This is a genomic window from Mesorhizobium sp. A623 (assembly GCF_054489405.1).
This window is the reverse complement of the sequence record NZ_JBTMXB010000009.1, coordinates 146,123-163,173: the sequence shown is the minus strand read 5'-3', so window position 1 is coordinate 163,173 and position 17,051 is coordinate 146,123. Positions and strand designations below refer to the sequence as shown.

The window sequence follows — 17,051 nt, the reverse complement described above, 5'->3', positions numbered from 1 at the left end:
CGCCATCAAGAACTCTTTGAAAATGTCGCGTGTTTTTCATGAAGATCGTTACCTGGAACATCAACGGCGTCAGGGCGCGCATCGGCAATCTCACCCATTGGCTCACGGAGAGCGCACCCGACATCGTGTGCCTGCAGGAGATCAAGTCCGTCGACGAGCAGTTCCCGCGCGGCGAGATCGAGGCGCTGGGCTACAATGTCGAGACGCACGGGCAGAAGGGTTTTAACGGCGTCGCGATCCTGTCGAAGTTGCCCTTCGACGAGGTCAATCGCGGCCTGCCCGGCGACGAAACGGACGAGCAGGCGCGTTTTATCGAAGGCGTCTTTTCCACGACCAAGGGCGCGCTGCGCGTCGTCTCGCTCTATCTGCCGAACGGCAATCCCATCGAGGACGAGCGCAAATTCCCCTACAAGCTGTCGTGGATGGCGCGGCTGGAGCGCTGGGCGGCGCAGCGCCTGGAACTGGAAGAGGCGCTGGTGCTGGCCGGCGACTACAACGTCATCGCCGAACCCATCGACGCGAAACATCCCGAAAACTGGCTGGGCGACGCACTGTTCCAGCCGCAGACGCGGCAGGCGTTCCGACGGTTGATCAATCTCGGCTTCACCGAGGCCGTGCGCGCCACCACCGACGCGGCCGACGTCTATACGTTCTGGGATTATCAGGCGGGTGCGTGGCAGAAGAACAACGGCATCCGCATCGACCATCTGCTGTTGTCGCCGGAAGCCGCCAACCGGTTTTCATCCGCCGACATCGAAAAGCACGTCCGGGGCTGGGAAAAGCCGTCGGACCATGTGCCGGTCGCCATCGAACTGGCGCTGTCGGCGCCATGATTCGGGGTCGAAATTGATGCGGGCCGCCGTCGCATTCTGGCCGCTGGCGGCGGTATTTCTGGCACCCGCGCCCGCCTCTGCCGCGCCGAAGTGCCTGGCCAACGGCCAATCCTTCGCGATCGGACAGACAGCCTGCCTGAGCGTTTCCGGCAAGGATCATCTCGCACGATGCGAAATCGTGCTCAACAACACGTCATGGACGAAGCTGCACGAGGGCTGTGTGCCAGGCAATTCCGACGCACTGCAGGGCAAGGAAAAACCCGCGCCGGAGCCTGCCCAACCCGGAGAAAAGCCGGCCGAACCAGCCGCAAACTGATCGGTCGGCGGGCCTGCGTGAGCGGACCCGACGAGCCTACTGGCTTGTGCCCTTGGTGAGGATGCCGTCGGCCAGCGAAATGGCGGTGCGGCGGTCGGCTTCGGGCGCGACGGCGAAGGCCTCTTCCTGCATGCCGCGAATCCATGGCAGGTCGCCGGGCGCCGCGCGCGCCAGCGCCACCGTCATCATGGTCAGCCCGCGCACCAGCTTGCCGCTCTGGAACAGTAGATTGCCCAGCGTCGCCTGTGCGCCGGCATGGCCTTTTTCGGCGGCAAGCTGGAACCAGCGTCCCGCCTGCTTGACGCTTGCCTTGACGCCGCCTTCACCCTTCAGGAACATCTTGCCCATTTCATACTGGGCATCGGGATTGCGGTAGTTGGCGGCGGCGCGCATGTAATATTCCTGCGCGGCAACCGAATCCGGCTTGACCGGCGTACCGGGGATGCCGTTCATCGAATAGCCGCCAAGGGCTACGAGCGCATCGGAGACGTAGCTTTCCTCCGGCGAGCCCGGCTCGACGTCCTGATCGACGATTTCGCTGAAGAATTTGTAGGCGGCGTAGTCGTCCTGCGCCACGCCATCGCCCTGCGCATACATGCGGGCAAGTTTCCAGGTCGCGCCGATCTGGCCATTTTCGGCCGCATATTTGTAGGCCTCGACCGCCTGTTCCTTGTGGCCGCTCTTGTAAGCGGAAAAGCCGAACTGGAAGACCGCCCAAGGGCTGGATTCAGGCTTCACGCCGGTCTTGTCGTCGAAAACCTTGTCATCGAAGGCCGCGGCGCTGCCGACCGCGCCAAGCGTCGCGCCGGCGACAAGCGCGGAAAAAACCAATGACCTCGTGAACCCGGACACCTGCATGAACCTGTGCACACCCGATTTGGCGTCTCCTGCCGCCATCACGCGGCCCTGCCTTTTAGCGTGCATACGGATGATGCGTGACAGGACGGATCGCGCGGCCATGGCCGGAAGACCTCTGGCGACACCCTGAACCGGCATTTCGTTCAAAGTACGACCTGCGTGCGTGCGTGCCGCACAGCATGGCAATTCGATCCTGACAGTCGCTGGTGCGTGCATTCTGGTCCCTGCCGCCGACGATGCGGCCCATCTCCTCGCCCCGCCTGGATGGCGCGTGTCCCGAGACACATTCGAGGTGCCCCGGGTTTATGGCGGGAAATGGGCAAATTCGACTCCGCCCGGCGGCAGCTGGCTGGATGGTTACCCACTGTTGCGGAAACATCACAATTTTGTGTCCCCACTGCCGATCGAAGCCGCGTCGCGCCGATAATTCCGGCACGCGGACACAAAAAAGGCCGGGACGCGCCCGGCCTTTTTGCTAGCAGATTGAATCTCTTACCACTTGACGCTGTAACCGAGGTTCAAAGCGAAGGCATGGCCGGCCTTGACCGACTGATCGCCTAAATCGGTAATGTCGGGGTTCGCGCCATATTTGGTTTCAGCCGCCGACGAGATGTAGGTGTAGCCGACGCCGCCGCGCAGCTCGCCGCCCAGCACATCCTTCAGCGAGACGCCGGTGGCGACGGTGTAGGTGTCGCTCATCAGGTCCCACCCGGTGCCCACGCCGCGGTCCCAGGTCAGGCTGACCAGCCCCGAAACGGTGTCGTTGAACGAGTGGCCGACGCCGCCGGTGACGGTCCAGCCGTCCTTCCAGTAGAACTTGTCGACGGTTATCGGCGTGCCCGTTGCGGCGGCGCGCACGTCAAGCGTGGTGGTGCGGCTCCAATCGGTCCATCTGAGGGAGCCGAAAGCCAGCCAGCCAGGCGCGATGCCGGTCTGGAACTTGAGGTCGACGCTCTGTGGCAGGCGACCGACGCCGAGCGCGTCAACCGGAACCTGGAAGGTCGGGCCGTACAGGCCGACGATCTGGTTGAATTGCGCGGCCAACGGCGTGCCCGCCGTAGCGGCTGCAAGAACGCCGGCCGGAGCCGAAATCATGCCATCGGCGCCATAGCTGGTGCCGGAGCGATACATGATCTGACCACGCAGCGCGATTTCCGGAATCTCGTACGCGGCGCCGATACGGTAGCCGAACTTGCGGCCATCGAGATCGAGCTTCGCGCCGCCGAGCGGGCCGTAGAAATTCTCGCGGTGATAGCCGAACGTCTCGACATAGCCGCCACCGAGCAGCCAGAACTTGCCCTGCCCCGCATCGAAGCTGACGCCGCAGGTTGCCGCCGTCTCGTAGGTGGTGAACTCTTCCAGAATCTTGCCGCTGACTGTCGGCACATCGTACCTGGTCGAACCGCCATTGTTCTGGACCATCGTTCCGACGCAGCGAAGATTATCGGTCAGGTTGAGTTTGATCGCCGCCGAGGGAATGACGTAATCCTCGGTATAGCTGGTGCCGACGAGAGTCGGGTTCGGGTTCCCGCTGAATTCGCGGCGCGGGGACACATAGGTCACGCCGGAGCGCATGTTGAAATTGCCGTCCTCGTAGATGAGGTCGGTGTCGGCGGTGCCACGCGCGAAGCCGCCCGCATAGGCTGTTCCGCCCATTGCCAGCGACAGGACACTGACGCCAAAGAGCGCCTTCAAACGCGAATTGTTCATTAACCAGTCTCCCCGAAAAGTAACTGATTAAAAAATAGAGCGGCTTCTGGTTAACGGAGCAATAACGATTTGGAACTGTGCATCCGCGCGCACCTTCGCCAACCGAACCAGGATTCGGACGCCCGTCGAAAATCATCAAAAAGCTGTGATGCGGATGCCGATTTTGGCGAAAACAGCGCGACGGTTGCAAAAAACAGCCAGAATCGCCGGCTTTTACCGGAAAAACCCGGGTTTGTTACATTACGGCAACAATACGGCAGATTTTTCCGCTTACGTCAAAGCTGACGCAACGGCATGAATGTTTGCCAAGCCGGGAAACCGCTTCAGGGCGGTAACCGACCGCCGCATGCAGCTAGAATCACCACCGAGTCTTCTGCGCCTGAAAGCCGCGTGCTCCCGCCTAGCGGCGACGCGCCGCGGAGACGGGAAACGCCATGCCGATCTCAGCCGGCGTCGCGGACCCGCGCCAGGGCGGTCGAAAGCTTTTCCTGCGTCTCGCGGTATTCGGCCAGCTTTTCACGCTCGACGGCAACCACGTCTTCCGGCGCGTTGGCGACGAATTTGTCGTTCGACAGCTTCTTGTGCAGGCGTGCGATCTCTTCGGTGGCCTTGGCCAGTTCCTTTTGCAGACGAGCGGCCTCGGCGGCGGTGTCGATCAGGCTGCCGAGCGGCAGGCAGATGGTCGCCTCGTTGAGCACGATCTGGGCCGATCCCTTCGGCGCGGTCGCGGCAAGCGAAACCTCGCCGATGCGGGCCAGCCGCTTGATCGCCGAGTCGTGCCGTTCAAGCCGCTGCCGGGTGACGTCGCTGGCTCCGATGACGACAAGCGGCGCAATGGCGGCCGGCGGCACGTTCATTTCCGAGCGCACCGAGCGAATGCCGGTGACCAGGTCGATCAGCCAGTTGATGTCGCTTGCAGCCTCGGCATCCTCGAAATCCGGCGACGGCCATGCCGCATGGCACAGCAGCGATTGCCGCTCGCCGCTCTCGCCCGCCGTTTCCGCCCAAAGCTCCTCCGTCATGAACGGCATGAACGGATGTAGCAGCTTGTAGATCTCGTCCAGCACAAAGGCGACGCAGGCGCGGCTTTCGGCTTTCGCGGCCTCGTCGTCGCCCATGAACACCGGCTTCAACAGTTCCAGATACCAGTCGCAGACCGTATTCCAGACAAAGCGATAGGCCGTACTTGCCGCCTCGTTGAAGCGATAGGTGGTGATGCCCTCGGTGATGGCATGTGCCGCGCGCGTCAGTTCGGTCAGGATCCAGCGGTTGACCGCCAGCTTGGCATCGTTCAGCCAGAAATCGTCGTTTCTCGCGACTTCGTTCATCTCGGCAAAGCGAGTGGCATTCCACAGCTTGGTGCCGAAATTCCGGTAGCCGGCGATGCGGGCCGGATCGAGCTTCACGTCGCGCCCTTGCGCCGCCATGATCGCCAGCGTGAAACGCAGCGCATCCGCGCCATACTCATCGATGAGATCGAGCGGATCGATGACGTTGCCCTTCGACTTCGACATTTTCGCGCCGGTCTTATCGCGCACCAGCGCATGCATGTAGACCGTATGGAACGGCTCCTCGTCCATGAAATGCAGGCCCATCATCATCATGCGGGCGACCCAGAAGAAGATCAGATCGAAGCCGGTGACCAGTACATCGGTCTGGTAATAGGTCTTCAGTTCCGGCGTCTTGTCGGGCCAGCCAAGTGTCGAGAATGGCCACAGGGCGGAAGAAAACCACGTATCGAGCACGTCTTCGTCGCGGGTCAGGATGTCGCCCGGTTCGAAATTCTCGAGCTTTTCCTCGACCCAGGCCTTCCATGGTCCTTCATGCGCCAGATAATGCTGGATCGCGGCTTCAAGCGCCGCCTCCTCGGTCTTTTCGACAAAGATCGCGCCATCCGGCCCGTACCAGGCCGGAATCTGATGACCCCACCAGAGTTGGCGCGAGATGCACCACGGCTCGATGTTTTCCATCCACTGGAAGTAGGTTTTGTCCCAGTTCTTCGGCACGAAATTGGTGCGGCCTTCGCGCACGGATGCAATGGCGGGCTGGGCGAGCGTCTTGGCGTCAGCGAACCATTGGTCGGTCAGCATCGGCTCGATGACCACGCCAGACCGGTCTCCGAAGGGCTGCATGATCTTCCTGTTCTCGACATGGGGGACGTCGTTACCGTCCGCATCCTTGACGGTCACGGCCAGGCCGTCGGCGTTGATGGCCTCAATGATGCGCTTGCGGGCCTCGTAGCGGTCGAGACCGCGATACTCGTCCGGCACCAGATTGATCGCATCCACATCGGATTCGTTCGGCAGTTCGCCGGTGCGGACGATCTCGGCTGCAAGGGCAGCACATGCGGCATAGGGCTCGCCGTCGTCGCGCATCGCGGCGACGGTATTCATCAGCCGGTAGAGCGGGATCTTGTTGCGACGAGCGACCTGGTAGTCGTTGAAGTCATGCGCGCCGGTAATCTTGACCGCACCGGAGCCAAAGGTGGGGTCCGGATACTCGTCGGTGATGATCGGGATGAGCCGCCGATGCTCTTTCGGGCCGACGGGGATTTCGCACAGCTTGCCGACGATGGCTTGGTAGCGTTCGTCCGACGGATGGACCGCGACCGCGCCGTCGCCCAGCATCGTCTCGGGCCGGGTCGTGGCGATGGAAATGTAGTTGCGCTCCTCCTGGAAGGTGACGCTGCCGTCGGCATCCTTTTCGACATAGGTATAGGTTTCGCCGCCGGCCAGCGGGTACTTGAAGTGCCACATATGGCCGTCGACTTCGCGGTTCTCCACTTCGAGGTCGGAAATGGCCGTCTCGAACTTGGGGTCCCAGTTGACCAGCCGCTTGCCGCGATAGATCAGCCCTTCCTTGTAGAGCGTTACGAACACTTCCAGAACGGCCTTGGACAGGCCCTCGTCCATGGTGAAGCGTTCGCGTGACCAGTCGGCGGAAGCGCCCAGGCGCTTCAACTGGTTGAAGATCGCGCCGCCGGACTCGGCCTTCCACTCCCAGACCTTATCGATGAATTCTTCGCGGGAAAGGTCGCGACGGCGGATGTTTTTTTCCGCCAGCTTGCGCTCGACCACCATCTGCGTCGCGATGCCGGCATGGTCCATGCCCGGCTGCCACAAGACGTTCTTGCCGCGCATGCGCTCGAAACGCACCAGAATGTCCTGCAGCGTGTTGTTGAGCGCATGGCCCATATGCAGCGAGCCGGTGACGTTGGGCGGCGGGATGACGATGGTGAAGGGCTCGGCGCCCTCTTCCGCACCCGCGCCGGCCCGGAAAGCATCGGCCTCTTCCCATATTTTGGCGATTTTCGGCTCGACGGCTTTGGCGTCGTAGGTTTTTTCAAGCATGGGATAAGGTGTCCGCGCTGTCGGGGATTTTGAGGTCACGGTAAATCGGAAGGCCGTGGCCAAGTCAACCGCGAGACGCGCCTACAAGTTCCCGCAATACCGGCAGCAACGCCAAAGGCAAATCCTCAGCGATCAGGCCCGGCCCGAAGCGGCGGCCGGCTTCAGCATGCAGCCACACCGCCGCACAGGAGGCCTCGAAGGCCGGCATGCCTTGCGCCAGCAGGCCGGCGATGATGCCGGAAAGCACGTCGCCGGAGCCTGCGGTCGCCAGCCAGGGCGCACCGTTGGCGTTGATGGCAGCGCGGCCGTCGGGGGCTGCGATCACCGTATCGGCACCCTTGTAGACGATGACCGCATGCGAGCGCTGGGCGGCTTTTCGGGCTTTTTCCAGCTTGGATAGGCTTTCATCGCCGGCAAGGTTGGAAAAGAGGCGTGAAAATTCGCCCTCATGCGGCGTCATCACCAGCGCTGGCGCGCCTTTCGCCCCAGCGGTGATGAACAACGAGGCCGGCGCATCGCGAAAGGAGGTGATGCCGTCGGCGTCGAGCACCAACCCTTTGACGCCATTTTCTCGCCCCTGCCCGTCGCCCAGCACGGAAAGCGCAAAATTTCGCGCTTCTTCGCCGACACCGAAACCGGGGCCAAGGACGGAGGCGGACGGGCGCTTGTCGTCGAGATAAGCAGTGAGATCGGCGGCATCGCCCACCTTGCGCAGCATGATCGAGGTGAGATGCGCGGCGTTGACCTGCATGGCGTTGGCCGGCGAAAGCACGGTGACCGCCCCTGCCCCACTGCGCGCGGCAGCGAGTGCGGAGAGCCGTGCCGCACCCGTCGCTGACGGCCCGCCGGAAAAGACGCCGACATGGCCGCGCTTGTATTTATGCGTATCGACGGCCGGCACCGGAAAATCGGATTGCCACAGGGCCGGCGTGTTCTCGAAGGTTTTGGCGGCAAGTTGCTCGATGACGGCGTCAGCGATGCCGATATCGGCCAGCACGGTCTCGCCGCAGCATTCGCGGCCCGGCAACAGCAGGTGACCGGGCTTCTTGCGCGCGAACGTTATCGTAATTTCCGCGCGAAAGGCGCTTCCCAAAACCCTGCCGCTCTCGCCGGAAATGCCGGACGGCAGATCGACAGAGACGACCGGCAATCTCCGCGCCGTTGTGACTTCAACTGCGCGAGCGGCATCGCCGGCCATGGGCTTTGATAGTCCTGCACCGTAGAGTGCATCGACGACGAGCGAACCCGCCTGCCCATCAAATTCGGCCAACGGCCTGGGATCGACCGGACATTCGCCGGCGGCAAGTGCTGCATCGCTGCCCGGCTTCGGCGTGCCGGATGCCCATACGGACACATTGACGCCGATCGCGCGCAAAAGCCGCGCGACCACATAGCCGTCGCCGCCATTGTTGCCCGGACCGCACAGAACATGCACGGGCCTTGCCGCCGGATACCGCGCCAGCACGACGCAGGAGACGGCCTCGCCGGCACGACGCATCAGGCCGATGCCGTCGAGCGGGCCGCATTCAATTGCCAGCCGGTCGGCGCCTGCCATTTCGGCGGGGGTAAGAAGTTCAATGTGCATGGGCGATCCGTTTCTTCTCAAGCGAACATCGACCAGTTTTCGGCCGGAGGCAACGACCGGGCAACGATCCTGGAAGCACATGTCGTTCGGGACGACGGGGTCGCAGGTTCGAAAACGCCCGCGAAACAGGCTTCCTGCACAAATAATAGGCAGGCGAAATTATGGGCGCCCGGCGCGCCGCTCGCGTCTTCGGCTCTCTTGGCGTAAAATCCCTCACGGAAGCGGTGCGTGTCCCGAAAATCCCCGCAGCGCAACCCGCTTAGCACAACTGGCACGGTTCCTGCTTTAACTGGGCAAGCGGGGCAAAACCCGTCATTTCGAACTGGAGGCCTCAGGCATGAAGAAAATCGAAGCGATCATCAAGCCGTTCAAGCTGGACGAAGTGAAGGAGGCCCTTCAGGAAGCCGGTCTGCAAGGCATCACCGTCACCGAGGCCAAGGGTTTCGGGCGCCAGAAGGGCCACACCGAGCTTTATCGCGGCGCGGAATATGTCGTCGACTTCCTGCCCAAGGTGAAGATCGAACTGGTGCTGGGCGACGATTCCGTCGAGGCCGCCGTGGAAGCCATCCGCAAGGCCGCACAGACCGGGCGCATCGGCGACGGCAAGATTTTCGTTTCCAACATCGAGGAAGTGGTGCGCATCCGCACCGGCGAAACCGGCATGGACGCCGTCTGAGCCGTTCCGATCAAGTTTCAAACGTCATTACAGGAAAAACAGAACATGACGACAGCCGCCGACATCATGAAGCAGATCAAGGACAACGACGTTAAATTCGTCGACCTGCGCTTCACCGACCCCAAGGGCAAACTGCACCATGTAACCATGGACATCGGGGAGATCGAGGAAGACACCTTCGCCGATGGCGTCATGTTCGACGGCTCCTCCATCCAGGGCTGGAAGGCCATCAACGAAAGCGACATGGTACTGATGCCCGACCCGGAATCGGTCCATATGGACCCGTTCTTCGCGCAGTCGACCATGGTCATCCTGTGCGACATCCTCGATCCGATCTCCGGCGAGGCCTATAACCGCGACCCACGTGGCATCGCCAAGAAGGCGGAAGCCTATATGAAGGCCGAGGGCATCGGCGACACCATCTATATCGGACCGGAAGCCGAGTTCTTCATCTTCGACGACGTGAAGTACAAGTGCGATCCCTACAATACCGGCTTCAAGCTGGACTCCTCGGAACTGCCTTCGAACGACGACACCGACTACGAAACCGGCAATCTGGGCCACCGCCCCCGCGTCAAGGGCGGCTATTTTCCGGTTCCGCCGGTCGATTCGTGCCAGGACATGCGCTCGGAAATGCTCACCGTGATGCAGGAGATGGGCGTTCACGTCGAAAAGCACCATCACGAGGTTGCCGCCGCCCAGCACGAACTCGGCATCAAGTTCGACACGCTGGTGCGCAACGCCGACAAGATCCTGATCTACAAGTATGTCGTGCACCAGGTCGCCAACGCCTATGGCAAGACGGCCACCTTCATGCCGAAGCCGATTTTTGGCGACAACGGCTCTGGCATGCATGTCAACATGTCGATCTGGAAGGGCGGCAAGCCGACCTTTGCCGGCAACGAATATGCCGGGCTGTCGGAAACCTGCCTGTTCTTCATCGGCGGCGTCATCAAGCACGCCAAGGCGATCAACGCCTTCACCAACCCGCTGACAAACTCCTACAAGCGGCTGGTGCCGGGCTATGAAGCGCCGGTGCTGCTGGCCTATTCGGCGCGCAACCGCTCGGCCTCCTGCCGCATCCCGTTCGGCACCTCGCCCAAGGCAAAGCGCCTCGAAGTCCGCTTCCCCGATCCGGGCGCGAACCCCTATCTCGCCTTCTCGGCCCTTTTGATGGCCGGTCTCGACGGCATCAAGAACAAGATCCACCCCGGCCAGCCGATGGACAAGGATCTGTATGATTTGCCGCCGAAAGAACTGAAAAAGATCCCGACCGTGTGCGGTTCGCTGCGCGAAGCGCTGCAGAGCCTCGACAAGGATCGCGGCTTCCTGAAAGCCGGCGGTGTGTTCGACGACGACCAGATCGACAGCTATATCGAGTTGAAGATGGCCGAAGTGATGCGCTTTGAAATGACGCCGCACCCGGTCGAATTCGACATGTACTATTCGGTCTGATTTTTTCGACTCAATAAAAAGCCCCCCGGCGAGACAAACGCCGGGGTCTTTGCTTGTTCGTTACGGCAAGGGCCGAACTGTCAGTCGCGCAGCGCCTCGAGCAGCGCTACGGCGGCTAGGAAATCGCGGTGGCGGGCGTTGCGGCGGGCGACGGCCTCGGCGTCTTGGCCCCATTGTTCGATTTGCCAGTCCTCGTCGACATGGGCGGCAAGCCACACCGCTTCGGCATCGAGTTCGCCGAAATCGACCGCCAGCGCCAGCAATGCGGAGCCGGTCAGCGATGTCATCAGGTGAAGTGCCGCCAGCCGCATCGGCTCGGCACGCTGAGAAAGGTGGACGCCCAGCACCGCAATCGATTCGCGCGGCTGGTCGACATGGATGACCCCTTCGGCGAGATTGAAGCGGGCGCCGAGCGTTGAGCGCGCCCAGTCGAGAACCGGGTCCCAGTGCTCATTCTGACGGTCTACCAGCCCCTGAGGCGCGTCGGCGCGGTAGCAGAGCATATCGGTGGAAGCGAAGCGCAAGATGTCTTCCAGCACCGCCTGCGGGTCGTTGACGACACCGTCCAGCGCCGTGTTGACCAGCCGCATCACCGGCATTTTGACTGGATCGATGACGTCGACCTGCGCTGCAAATTCTTCCGCGACGAGGCCCGCCGCCTTTTCGGTCGGCACCGCCAGCAGCGCCCTGGCCGGCGTGCGCACCGGCTTGCCGTCGAGATGGACGACAAAGCCTTCGTCCACCGGGGCCACCGAAGCGGCCTTGTAAAAGCGCTTGGGCAGATGCGTCTTCATCTGGATTTGCGCGCGGCGCACCGGGTCCGGGTCGGACAGATATTTTCCGGCTTCAAGATCGTTCAGAATGTCGCGCATAGCGGCCTCAACAGGTCGGAATTGTCATCATAGCGGGATTGTCCGGCGCACCGGCCGGTTGACGATGATAAGCCCGGCGGCGATCAGGGCCAGCGCCAGGAATATCCGTGCCGTCAGCGGTTCTCCGAGGAACACCGCACCGCACAATACGCCGAAGGCCGGGCTTAGAAAAGCAAAGCTGGTCAGGCCGGATGCGGGATAGCGCCGCAGCAGCCAGAACCACAGCACATAGGTGAAAGCAACGATGTAGATGCCCTGGAACGCCAGCGCCAGCACAGGCACGATCGTCAGGTCGCGAATGGCGGGGCCGGAAAACGGCATCACCAGCAACCCGATCACGGCGGCACCTGCCAGTTGGTAGAGCAGCAATTTTTCGGCGCTCGACTGTTCCAGCTTTTTCGAGCGCTTGATGACGATGTTCGACAGCGCCCATAAAATGCCGGCAGCAAGGCTCAAAAGGTCGCCGACCAGCGTGGCGTCGCCACCGCCGCCACCGACCTTGTCGGAAAAGACGACGACGAGGCCGGCGAAGGCCAGAAGCAGGCCGAAGAGTTTTTTCGCGGTAAAATGTTCGCCGAGCAGAAAATGCCCGCCAAGCAGCATCCAGAACGGCATGGCGTTGACCAGCAACGTATTGCGCACGACCGTTGTGCGTTCCAGGCCGATATAGAGAAACAGGAATTCCAGCCCGAACAGCGCGCCGACTAGCACGCCGGCCCACAGCGTGCCGTCCCGCCTGAACAGGACGATGCCGCGCCAGCGGCACCAGACAAAGACAAGGCCGCCGCCGATGACCGAGCGAGCAATCGACAAGAAGACCGGGTCGAAGCCGGTGTAGGAAAGCTTGGCCGCGACGTAGTTCAGCCCCCAGGAGAAGGTCAGGCCGATCATGATGAGGGCGGCGGCCGTATCGACCGCGTCGCGGCGATCCAACACCCCGGTTGTGCTGCTCATGATTTCACACCTGTTCCATTCGACGGAAGCGGAACCGATCGCTTCATTTGAGCGCCGCCTGAAAAGCGGTTCCCACGTTTGGGAACCACGCTCAAATTCAATTTTCTCACTCGAAGCGTGATCTTATCTGAACCGGGATCAGTCCTCGGCGCTCGCATCGTCGAAGCCGATCAGGTTCCAGCTCTGGCGCATATGCTGCGGCATCGGCGCGGTGACGTCGATGACGCCCTTGTCGGGGTGCGGAATGCGGATGCGGCGCGCGTGCAGATGCAGGCGGTTTTGCATGCCGCCTGGAAAATCCCAGTTGGTGTCGGCCTCGAAATATTTCGGATCGCCGATGATGGGACAGCCCAGATAAGCGGCATGGACGCGCAGCTGATGGGTGCGGCCGGTATGCGGCTGCATCTCCAGCCAGGTCAGCGCCTGCGCCGCCTGTTCGATGATGCGGTAGTAGGACACCGCGTGATCGGCACCTTTTTCGCCATGTTTCGCGACGCGCACGCGGTCGCCGTCCGGCGTCGGCTCCTTGATCAGCCAGGTGGAAATCTTGTCTTCGCGCTTGGGCGGCACGCCCTTGACCAGCGCCCAATACGTTTTCTCGGTCTCCCGCGCGCGAAAAGCCTCGGCAAGCTTCATGGCGGCAAGCCGCGTGCGGGCAATCACCAGCACGCCGGACGTGTCGCGGTCGAGCCGATGGACAAGGCGCGGCTTTTCGCCCTTCTTGCTGCGCCATGCCTCCAGCATGTCATCGACATTGCGGGTGACGCCGGAACCGCCCTGCACGGCCAGCCCCGGTGGCTTGTTGAAGACGAAAACCTTTTCATCCTCATAGATCAGCATCTTGGAAAGAACGTCGCCATCGTCCTGATTGCGGATCGAATGGCCGGTGAGGTGTTCGCCGACGCCGCCCTTCTTGTCGACTTCCAGCGGCGGAATGCGCACCTGCTGGCCGGGCTCGATGCGCGTGTCGGCCTTGACCCGGCCGCCATCGACGCGGATCTGGCCGGAGCGCAGCAGCTTTTGCAAATGACCGAAGCCGAGCCCCGGAAAATGGGTCTTGAACCAACGATCGAGCCGCATGCCCGCCTCGCCGGCTTCCACCGTTATCTGTTCAACGCCTGCCATTTGCTTCTTCTACTCGTTTCGAAGCGCGGGGATAGCACTAAGAAACGGTTCTTGCGAGCCAAAGTCCCAGAAACACCGCAACGATCGCACCGATGACGCTGGCGAGCGCGTAGCCCATTGCCGGAAGCGGCGTGCCACGCTCCCACAGCGTGGCGAAATCGAGAGAGAACGACGAGAAGGTAGTGAAGCCACCCAATATGCCGGTAGCGACGAACATGCGCAGTTCGTTCGAGCCGCCGAACCGCCGCCCGAGAAGGGCAATGAACAAGCCCATGACGAACGAGCCAACGATGTTGATGGCGATCGTGCCCCACGGAAAATTCGGACCGACAAGGCGCAGTGTGCCGAGATTAGCCAGATGGCGAAGGCCGGCGCCGATTGCACCGCCAGCGGCAACAAGGAGGAGGTGGACCATCTCGATAATCCTGATGAGGCAAAAACTCAGTGCCGCTTGGCCTGCACAAGATAAGCGTCGATGGTGGTTTCGCCCAGCCACTTCGCCGCTTCCAGCCGATGCAGACCCTCGACCAGAATGTGGCGCTTGCCGTCATGGCGCACCTGGATCGGCATCTTCATGCCGTTTTCCAGGATATCCTCGGCCAGATGCCGCACCGTTTCGGGGTGCAACGTCTTCCTGCGCGCGGTCGGCACGTAGATGTCGTCGATCTTGACCTTTTCCGCTCTCAGCATGGCCGCTCCGGCAAATGAGATTTCTCCCATCTGGATAGAGCGTTTCGCGGGGCAGGCCAAGCGCCGATACCAGCGCGCCGGATTTCAGCGATTTAGCGTTTCGTGGCAGCCAGCGCTTTGCGCCGTGCATCGTCGATCAACATGTTGGCGATCTGCATCCGCTCGATGGCGCGCTGGCGCAAATGCGGGGCCACCCGGTCCGGGTGGTTGGAGAAGGCGAAGCTGCGGCGAAGACGGCTGAAATCGGCGACCGTCGACGTGGCATCCAGCCGCAATTCGGCGGCAATCGACACCGGGTCCGCCGGCGGCAGCGTCTGCTCGGCCTCCAGCGCGGCTGCGGCGCGTTCGGCCTTGTCGAGAATCTCGGCGAATTCCGATGCGGGATCGAGCGTCGCCTCCCGGTACTCGCGCTGTTCGGCTCCGAATGCCTCGCCCGATACCTTGATGCGGCCCGAATGAAGCTCTTCGGCCACCGCCAGATAGTCGAAGGGGATGGACGGCTTGCGTCCCCGATCTTCCAGCGGCTCGGACGCGGCGTAAAGATCGTCGAGCACAGCCGCGAAATTCCTGTTGACCCCGCTGGCGATTTCCCGCCTCCCGCTCTTTTTCAGCGACGCACGACACCGATGCGCCCTGGTCACACACTAAGCGCCGTAGGTTAAAATTACTTTCCGTGGGTCGCTCGAAATTTAGGCAATTGCAGGACGGCACACGGAATATTGCACCGCACAATTGTCACGATTCAGCGGTATCCATTCTGCGGGAGGAACAACAAAGGAGCCTGACCATGGGGTTCTTGACTGAATTGTTTTCCCGCCCCCGTCTGCCGGAACAGGCACACTACCGATCCTCGCTGGCGCTCCTTCATGCCATGAGCCACGCGGAGCGCACTGACCCTGCCGTCAAGCCGGCCGATTTCCCGCGCATCGCCCGCCAGGTGGCGATGCGCTGAGATCGTATCAATGGCCCCGCAGGAACACGGCCTTGCCCAGCGGCACGCCATTGTGGCGCAGGATGTCGTAGGCGGTGGTGACGTGGAAATAGAAATTCGGCATGGCGACATCGAGCAGATAGCGCAAACCGCTCAATGCCATGTCGTTGCCGCCAAGCCTGATCTGGACCGTCCGGTCGTCAGAGCCTTCGAATTCCGCTGCGGAAAACGTCGCCAGATAGGCGAGCGTCTTGTCGATGCGGGCCTGAAGCTCGGCGAAGCTGGCCTCGTCGTCGTCATATTTCGGCACCTCGCGCCCAGCCAGGCGCGAGGGGGCACCCTTGGCGTGATCGGTGGCGATCTGCACCTGCCTGGCCAGCGCATACATATCTGGCGCCAGCCGTGCCGTCACGAACACCTGCGGATCGATCTTGCGCTCGGCGGCATTTTTCTCGGCCGCCGCAAGCACGCCGGACAGCGCCTTCAAGCGCGTTGAAAACACAGGCACTGATGCCTCGTACATGGAAATGGACACGTTGATTTCTCCTGAAACGGTTAGAATTACCGTGTTGCGAGGTAGCGCCTTCGCCAGCGATTTTTCAAGCGCCACGGGCATGCCGCAATCCCTGTTACGATCACACCCGAGTCGAGCGGAGATTCGCGATGAGAAAAGCCCCATTCGCCGCAGCCATTTTTTGCGCACTGGCAAGTGCGCCCGCCTTTTCGGCTGAACCTACCTATCTGGATGATCGCTCAAGCGCGCAAGCCGTCATGAAATCACTCTACAATGCGGTCAACCGCCACGAATATGCGCGCGCCTGGGACTATTTCGGAGAGGCCAAGCCGGCCAAGGATTTCGACGCCTTCGTCAAGGGCTTCGAGGGCACCGATCATGTCGATGTCGAAACCGGCGGCGAGGCCAGCGAAGGGGCGGCCGGCAGCGTCTATTTCACGGTGCCGGTGGCGATCCGCGCCGTTACCACGGACGGCAGCGAAAAGGTCTTTGCCGGTTGCTACACGCTGCGGCAGGTGAACGGGCAAATCCAGGAGCCGCCCTTCAACCCCATCCATATCGAAAAGGGCGAACTGAAACCCTCCACCGAAGCCTTCGAACAGGCCGTGCCGGCAAGCTGCGGCGACGGACCGCCGCCGCCAAAAAGCGACGCGTTGCTGGAAAAGGCCAAGGCGCTTTTCGCCGCCGGCTATGGCGCGCAATGCGACCCGACGCTTCCCGGCGGCGAGGCGCGCGGCGAACCGGAAGAGCATGTCATCCACTATTCCGACACCGATGGCGGCGAAAAGGCGGCCCGGCTGTTCCGCTTCTTCTGCTCGGCGGGCGCGTATAATGAGAGCGCGGTCTACTATCTGTCGCCCGACGCCGACGCACTGCGGCAGGTGCAATTCGCCACGCCCGAACTCGATGTCCGCTACGAAAACGCCGACAACCAGGAAAAGGTCGAGGCTGTCAGCATCATCGGTTACCAGACCGACGAACAACTCGTCAATTCAAGCTATGACGATGGCACCCAGTCGATCACCTCGCACGCTAAATGGCGCGGCGCCGGCGATGCGGGAACGTCGGGCGTCTGGCTGTTCCGCCACGGTCAATTCTCGCTGGTGCAATTCGATGTCGATGCGTCCTATGACGGCGAGATCAACCCGCAGTCGGTGCTCGACTACAATACAGCGCCGTGAT

At 62.0% G+C, this 17,051-nt stretch carries 17 protein-coding genes; 6 read left to right on the top strand and 11 right to left on the bottom strand.

The annotated features are described in order from the left end of the window. Positions 1 to 38: 38 nt before the first annotated feature. Together xth and ACX3P1_RS12025 are read left to right on the top strand one after the other, a co-directional pair. Complete coding sequence (gene xth, locus ACX3P1_RS12030; protein ID WP_459079846.1) at positions 39 to 833, top strand: exodeoxyribonuclease III; 795 nt, start codon at positions 39 to 41, stop codon at positions 831 to 833. A gap of 16 nt (positions 834 to 849) precedes the next feature. Continuing rightward, positions 850 to 1,149 carry a hypothetical protein gene (locus ACX3P1_RS12025; protein WP_459079799.1) on the top strand — a complete coding sequence of 100 codons (300 nt, stop codon included), beginning with the start codon at positions 850 to 852 and terminating at the stop codon, positions 1,147 to 1,149. Positions 1,150 to 1,185: 36 nt separating this feature from the next. Here the strand turns inward: ACX3P1_RS12025 and ACX3P1_RS12020 are convergent, their stop codons facing one another. The 4 genes from ACX3P1_RS12020 to ACX3P1_RS12005 all read right to left on the bottom strand — a co-directional run bounded on the left by ACX3P1_RS12020 (position 1,186) and on the right by ACX3P1_RS12005 (position 8,652). Beyond that, a complete protein-coding gene (locus tag ACX3P1_RS12020; protein WP_459079845.1) occupies positions 1,186 to 2,007 on the bottom strand; it encodes a tetratricopeptide repeat protein in 822 nt (273 codons plus the stop codon). 492 nt (positions 2,008 to 2,499) lie between these two features. Beyond that, positions 2,500 to 3,717 carry an outer membrane protein transport protein gene (locus ACX3P1_RS12015; protein WP_459079798.1) on the bottom strand — a complete coding sequence of 406 codons (1,218 nt, stop codon included), beginning with the start codon at positions 3,715 to 3,717 and terminating at the stop codon, positions 2,500 to 2,502. Between the two features lie 443 nt (positions 3,718 to 4,160). Beyond that, on the bottom strand, positions 4,161 to 7,067 hold the full coding sequence (locus ACX3P1_RS12010) for a valine--tRNA ligase (RefSeq protein ID WP_459079797.1): 2,907 nt from the start codon (positions 7,065 to 7,067) through the stop codon (positions 4,161 to 4,163). A gap of 64 nt (positions 7,068 to 7,131) precedes the next feature. Further along, positions 7,132 to 8,652: an NAD(P)H-hydrate dehydratase gene (locus ACX3P1_RS12005; protein WP_459079796.1), complete on the bottom strand. Its 1,521-nt coding sequence runs from the start codon at positions 8,650 to 8,652 to the stop codon at positions 7,132 to 7,134. A 337-nt stretch (positions 8,653 to 8,989) separates the two neighbouring features. Here ACX3P1_RS12005 and ACX3P1_RS12000 point away from each other — a divergent pair, with 337 nt between their 5' ends. Both ACX3P1_RS12000 and glnA read left to right on the top strand, forming a co-directional pair. Further along, entirely contained in the window at positions 8,990 to 9,328 is a 339-nt protein-coding gene (locus tag ACX3P1_RS12000; RefSeq protein ID WP_459079795.1) for a P-II family nitrogen regulator, read from the top strand. A 45-nt stretch (positions 9,329 to 9,373) separates the two neighbouring features. Beyond that, complete coding sequence (gene glnA, locus ACX3P1_RS11995; RefSeq protein ID WP_459079794.1) at positions 9,374 to 10,783, top strand: type I glutamate--ammonia ligase; 1,410 nt, start codon at positions 9,374 to 9,376, stop codon at positions 10,781 to 10,783. Between the two features lie 80 nt (positions 10,784 to 10,863). Here the strand turns inward: glnA and ACX3P1_RS11990 are convergent, their stop codons facing one another. From ACX3P1_RS11990 to ACX3P1_RS11965, 6 genes are all read right to left on the bottom strand, one after another. Beyond that, entirely contained in the window at positions 10,864 to 11,655 is a 792-nt protein-coding gene (locus ACX3P1_RS11990) for an ATP12 family chaperone protein (RefSeq protein ID WP_459079793.1), read from the bottom strand. Positions 11,656 to 11,682: 27 nt separating this feature from the next. Then, positions 11,683 to 12,609, bottom strand: coding sequence for a DMT family transporter (locus tag ACX3P1_RS11985; RefSeq protein ID WP_459079792.1), 927 nt, complete (start codon positions 12,607 to 12,609; stop codon positions 11,683 to 11,685). Positions 12,610 to 12,747: 138 nt separating this feature from the next. Next, a complete protein-coding gene (locus ACX3P1_RS11980) occupies positions 12,748 to 13,734 on the bottom strand; it encodes an RluA family pseudouridine synthase (RefSeq protein WP_459079791.1) in 987 nt (328 codons plus the stop codon). Positions 13,735 to 13,771: 37 nt separating this feature from the next. Continuing rightward, positions 13,772 to 14,149, bottom strand: a complete 378-nt coding sequence (gene crcB / locus ACX3P1_RS11975) for a fluoride efflux transporter CrcB (RefSeq protein WP_459079790.1) — start codon at positions 14,147 to 14,149, stop codon at positions 13,772 to 13,774. A gap of 26 nt (positions 14,150 to 14,175) precedes the next feature. Then, positions 14,176 to 14,424: a ParB N-terminal domain-containing protein gene (locus ACX3P1_RS11970; protein WP_459079789.1), complete on the bottom strand. Its 249-nt coding sequence runs from the start codon at positions 14,422 to 14,424 to the stop codon at positions 14,176 to 14,178. A gap of 92 nt (positions 14,425 to 14,516) precedes the next feature. Further along, positions 14,517 to 14,978 carry a hypothetical protein gene (locus ACX3P1_RS11965; RefSeq protein WP_459079788.1) on the bottom strand — a complete coding sequence of 154 codons (462 nt, stop codon included), beginning with the start codon at positions 14,976 to 14,978 and terminating at the stop codon, positions 14,517 to 14,519. Between the two features lie 233 nt (positions 14,979 to 15,211). On the opposite strand from ACX3P1_RS11965, the gene ACX3P1_RS11960 reads away from it, so the two are divergent. Further along, positions 15,212 to 15,376 (top strand): hypothetical protein, encoded by a 165-nt coding sequence (locus ACX3P1_RS11960; protein ID WP_459079787.1) that lies wholly within the window; start codon positions 15,212 to 15,214, stop codon positions 15,374 to 15,376. A gap of 7 nt (positions 15,377 to 15,383) precedes the next feature. On the opposite strand, the gene ACX3P1_RS11955 is transcribed toward ACX3P1_RS11960, so the two are convergent. Beyond that, on the bottom strand, positions 15,384 to 15,890 hold the full coding sequence (locus ACX3P1_RS11955; RefSeq protein ID WP_459079844.1) for a DUF1993 domain-containing protein: 507 nt from the start codon (positions 15,888 to 15,890) through the stop codon (positions 15,384 to 15,386). 128 nt (positions 15,891 to 16,018) lie between these two features. Between ACX3P1_RS11955 and ACX3P1_RS11950 the strand changes: the two genes are divergently transcribed. After that, on the top strand, positions 16,019 to 17,050 hold the full coding sequence (locus tag ACX3P1_RS11950) for a DUF1176 domain-containing protein (RefSeq protein ID WP_459079786.1): 1,032 nt from the start codon (positions 16,019 to 16,021) through the stop codon (positions 17,048 to 17,050). The last annotated feature ends 1 nt before the right edge of the window (position 17,051 follow it).

Excerpts from the sequence above, each read along its gene's own strand:
- ACX3P1_RS12025 (WP_459079799.1), top strand. The coding sequence starts at position 850 with ATGCGGGCCGCCGTCGCATTCTGGCCGCTGGCGGCGGTATTTCTGGCA.
- glnA (WP_459079794.1), top strand. The coding sequence starts at position 9,374 with ATGACGACAGCCGCCGACATCATGAAGCAGATCAAGGACAACGACGTT.
- ACX3P1_RS11990 (WP_459079793.1), bottom strand. The coding sequence starts at position 11,655 with ATGCGCGACATTCTGAACGATCTTGAAGCCGGAAAATATCTGTCCGAC.
- ACX3P1_RS12010 (WP_459079797.1), bottom strand. The coding sequence starts at position 7,067 with ATGCTTGAAAAAACCTACGACGCCAAAGCCGTCGAGCCGAAAATCGCC.
- ACX3P1_RS11980 (WP_459079791.1), bottom strand. The coding sequence starts at position 13,734 with ATGGCAGGCGTTGAACAGATAACGGTGGAAGCCGGCGAGGCGGGCATG.
- ACX3P1_RS12015 (WP_459079798.1), bottom strand. The coding sequence starts at position 3,717 with ATGAACAATTCGCGTTTGAAGGCGCTCTTTGGCGTCAGTGTCCTGTCG.
- ACX3P1_RS11960 (WP_459079787.1), top strand. The coding sequence starts at position 15,212 with ATGGGGTTCTTGACTGAATTGTTTTCCCGCCCCCGTCTGCCGGAACAG.
- crcB (WP_459079790.1), bottom strand. The coding sequence starts at position 14,149 with ATGGTCCACCTCCTCCTTGTTGCCGCTGGCGGTGCAATCGGCGCCGGC.
- ACX3P1_RS11985 (WP_459079792.1), bottom strand. The coding sequence starts at position 12,609 with ATGAGCAGCACAACCGGGGTGTTGGATCGCCGCGACGCGGTCGATACG.
- ACX3P1_RS12005 (WP_459079796.1), bottom strand. The coding sequence starts at position 8,652 with ATGCACATTGAACTTCTTACCCCCGCCGAAATGGCAGGCGCCGACCGG.
- ACX3P1_RS12020 (WP_459079845.1), bottom strand. The coding sequence starts at position 2,007 with ATGCAGGTGTCCGGGTTCACGAGGTCATTGGTTTTTTCCGCGCTTGTC.
- xth (WP_459079846.1), top strand. The coding sequence starts at position 39 with ATGAAGATCGTTACCTGGAACATCAACGGCGTCAGGGCGCGCATCGGC.
- ACX3P1_RS12000 (WP_459079795.1), top strand. The coding sequence starts at position 8,990 with ATGAAGAAAATCGAAGCGATCATCAAGCCGTTCAAGCTGGACGAAGTG.
- ACX3P1_RS11950 (WP_459079786.1), top strand. The coding sequence starts at position 16,019 with ATGAGAAAAGCCCCATTCGCCGCAGCCATTTTTTGCGCACTGGCAAGT.
- ACX3P1_RS11970 (WP_459079789.1), bottom strand. The coding sequence starts at position 14,424 with ATGCTGAGAGCGGAAAAGGTCAAGATCGACGACATCTACGTGCCGACC.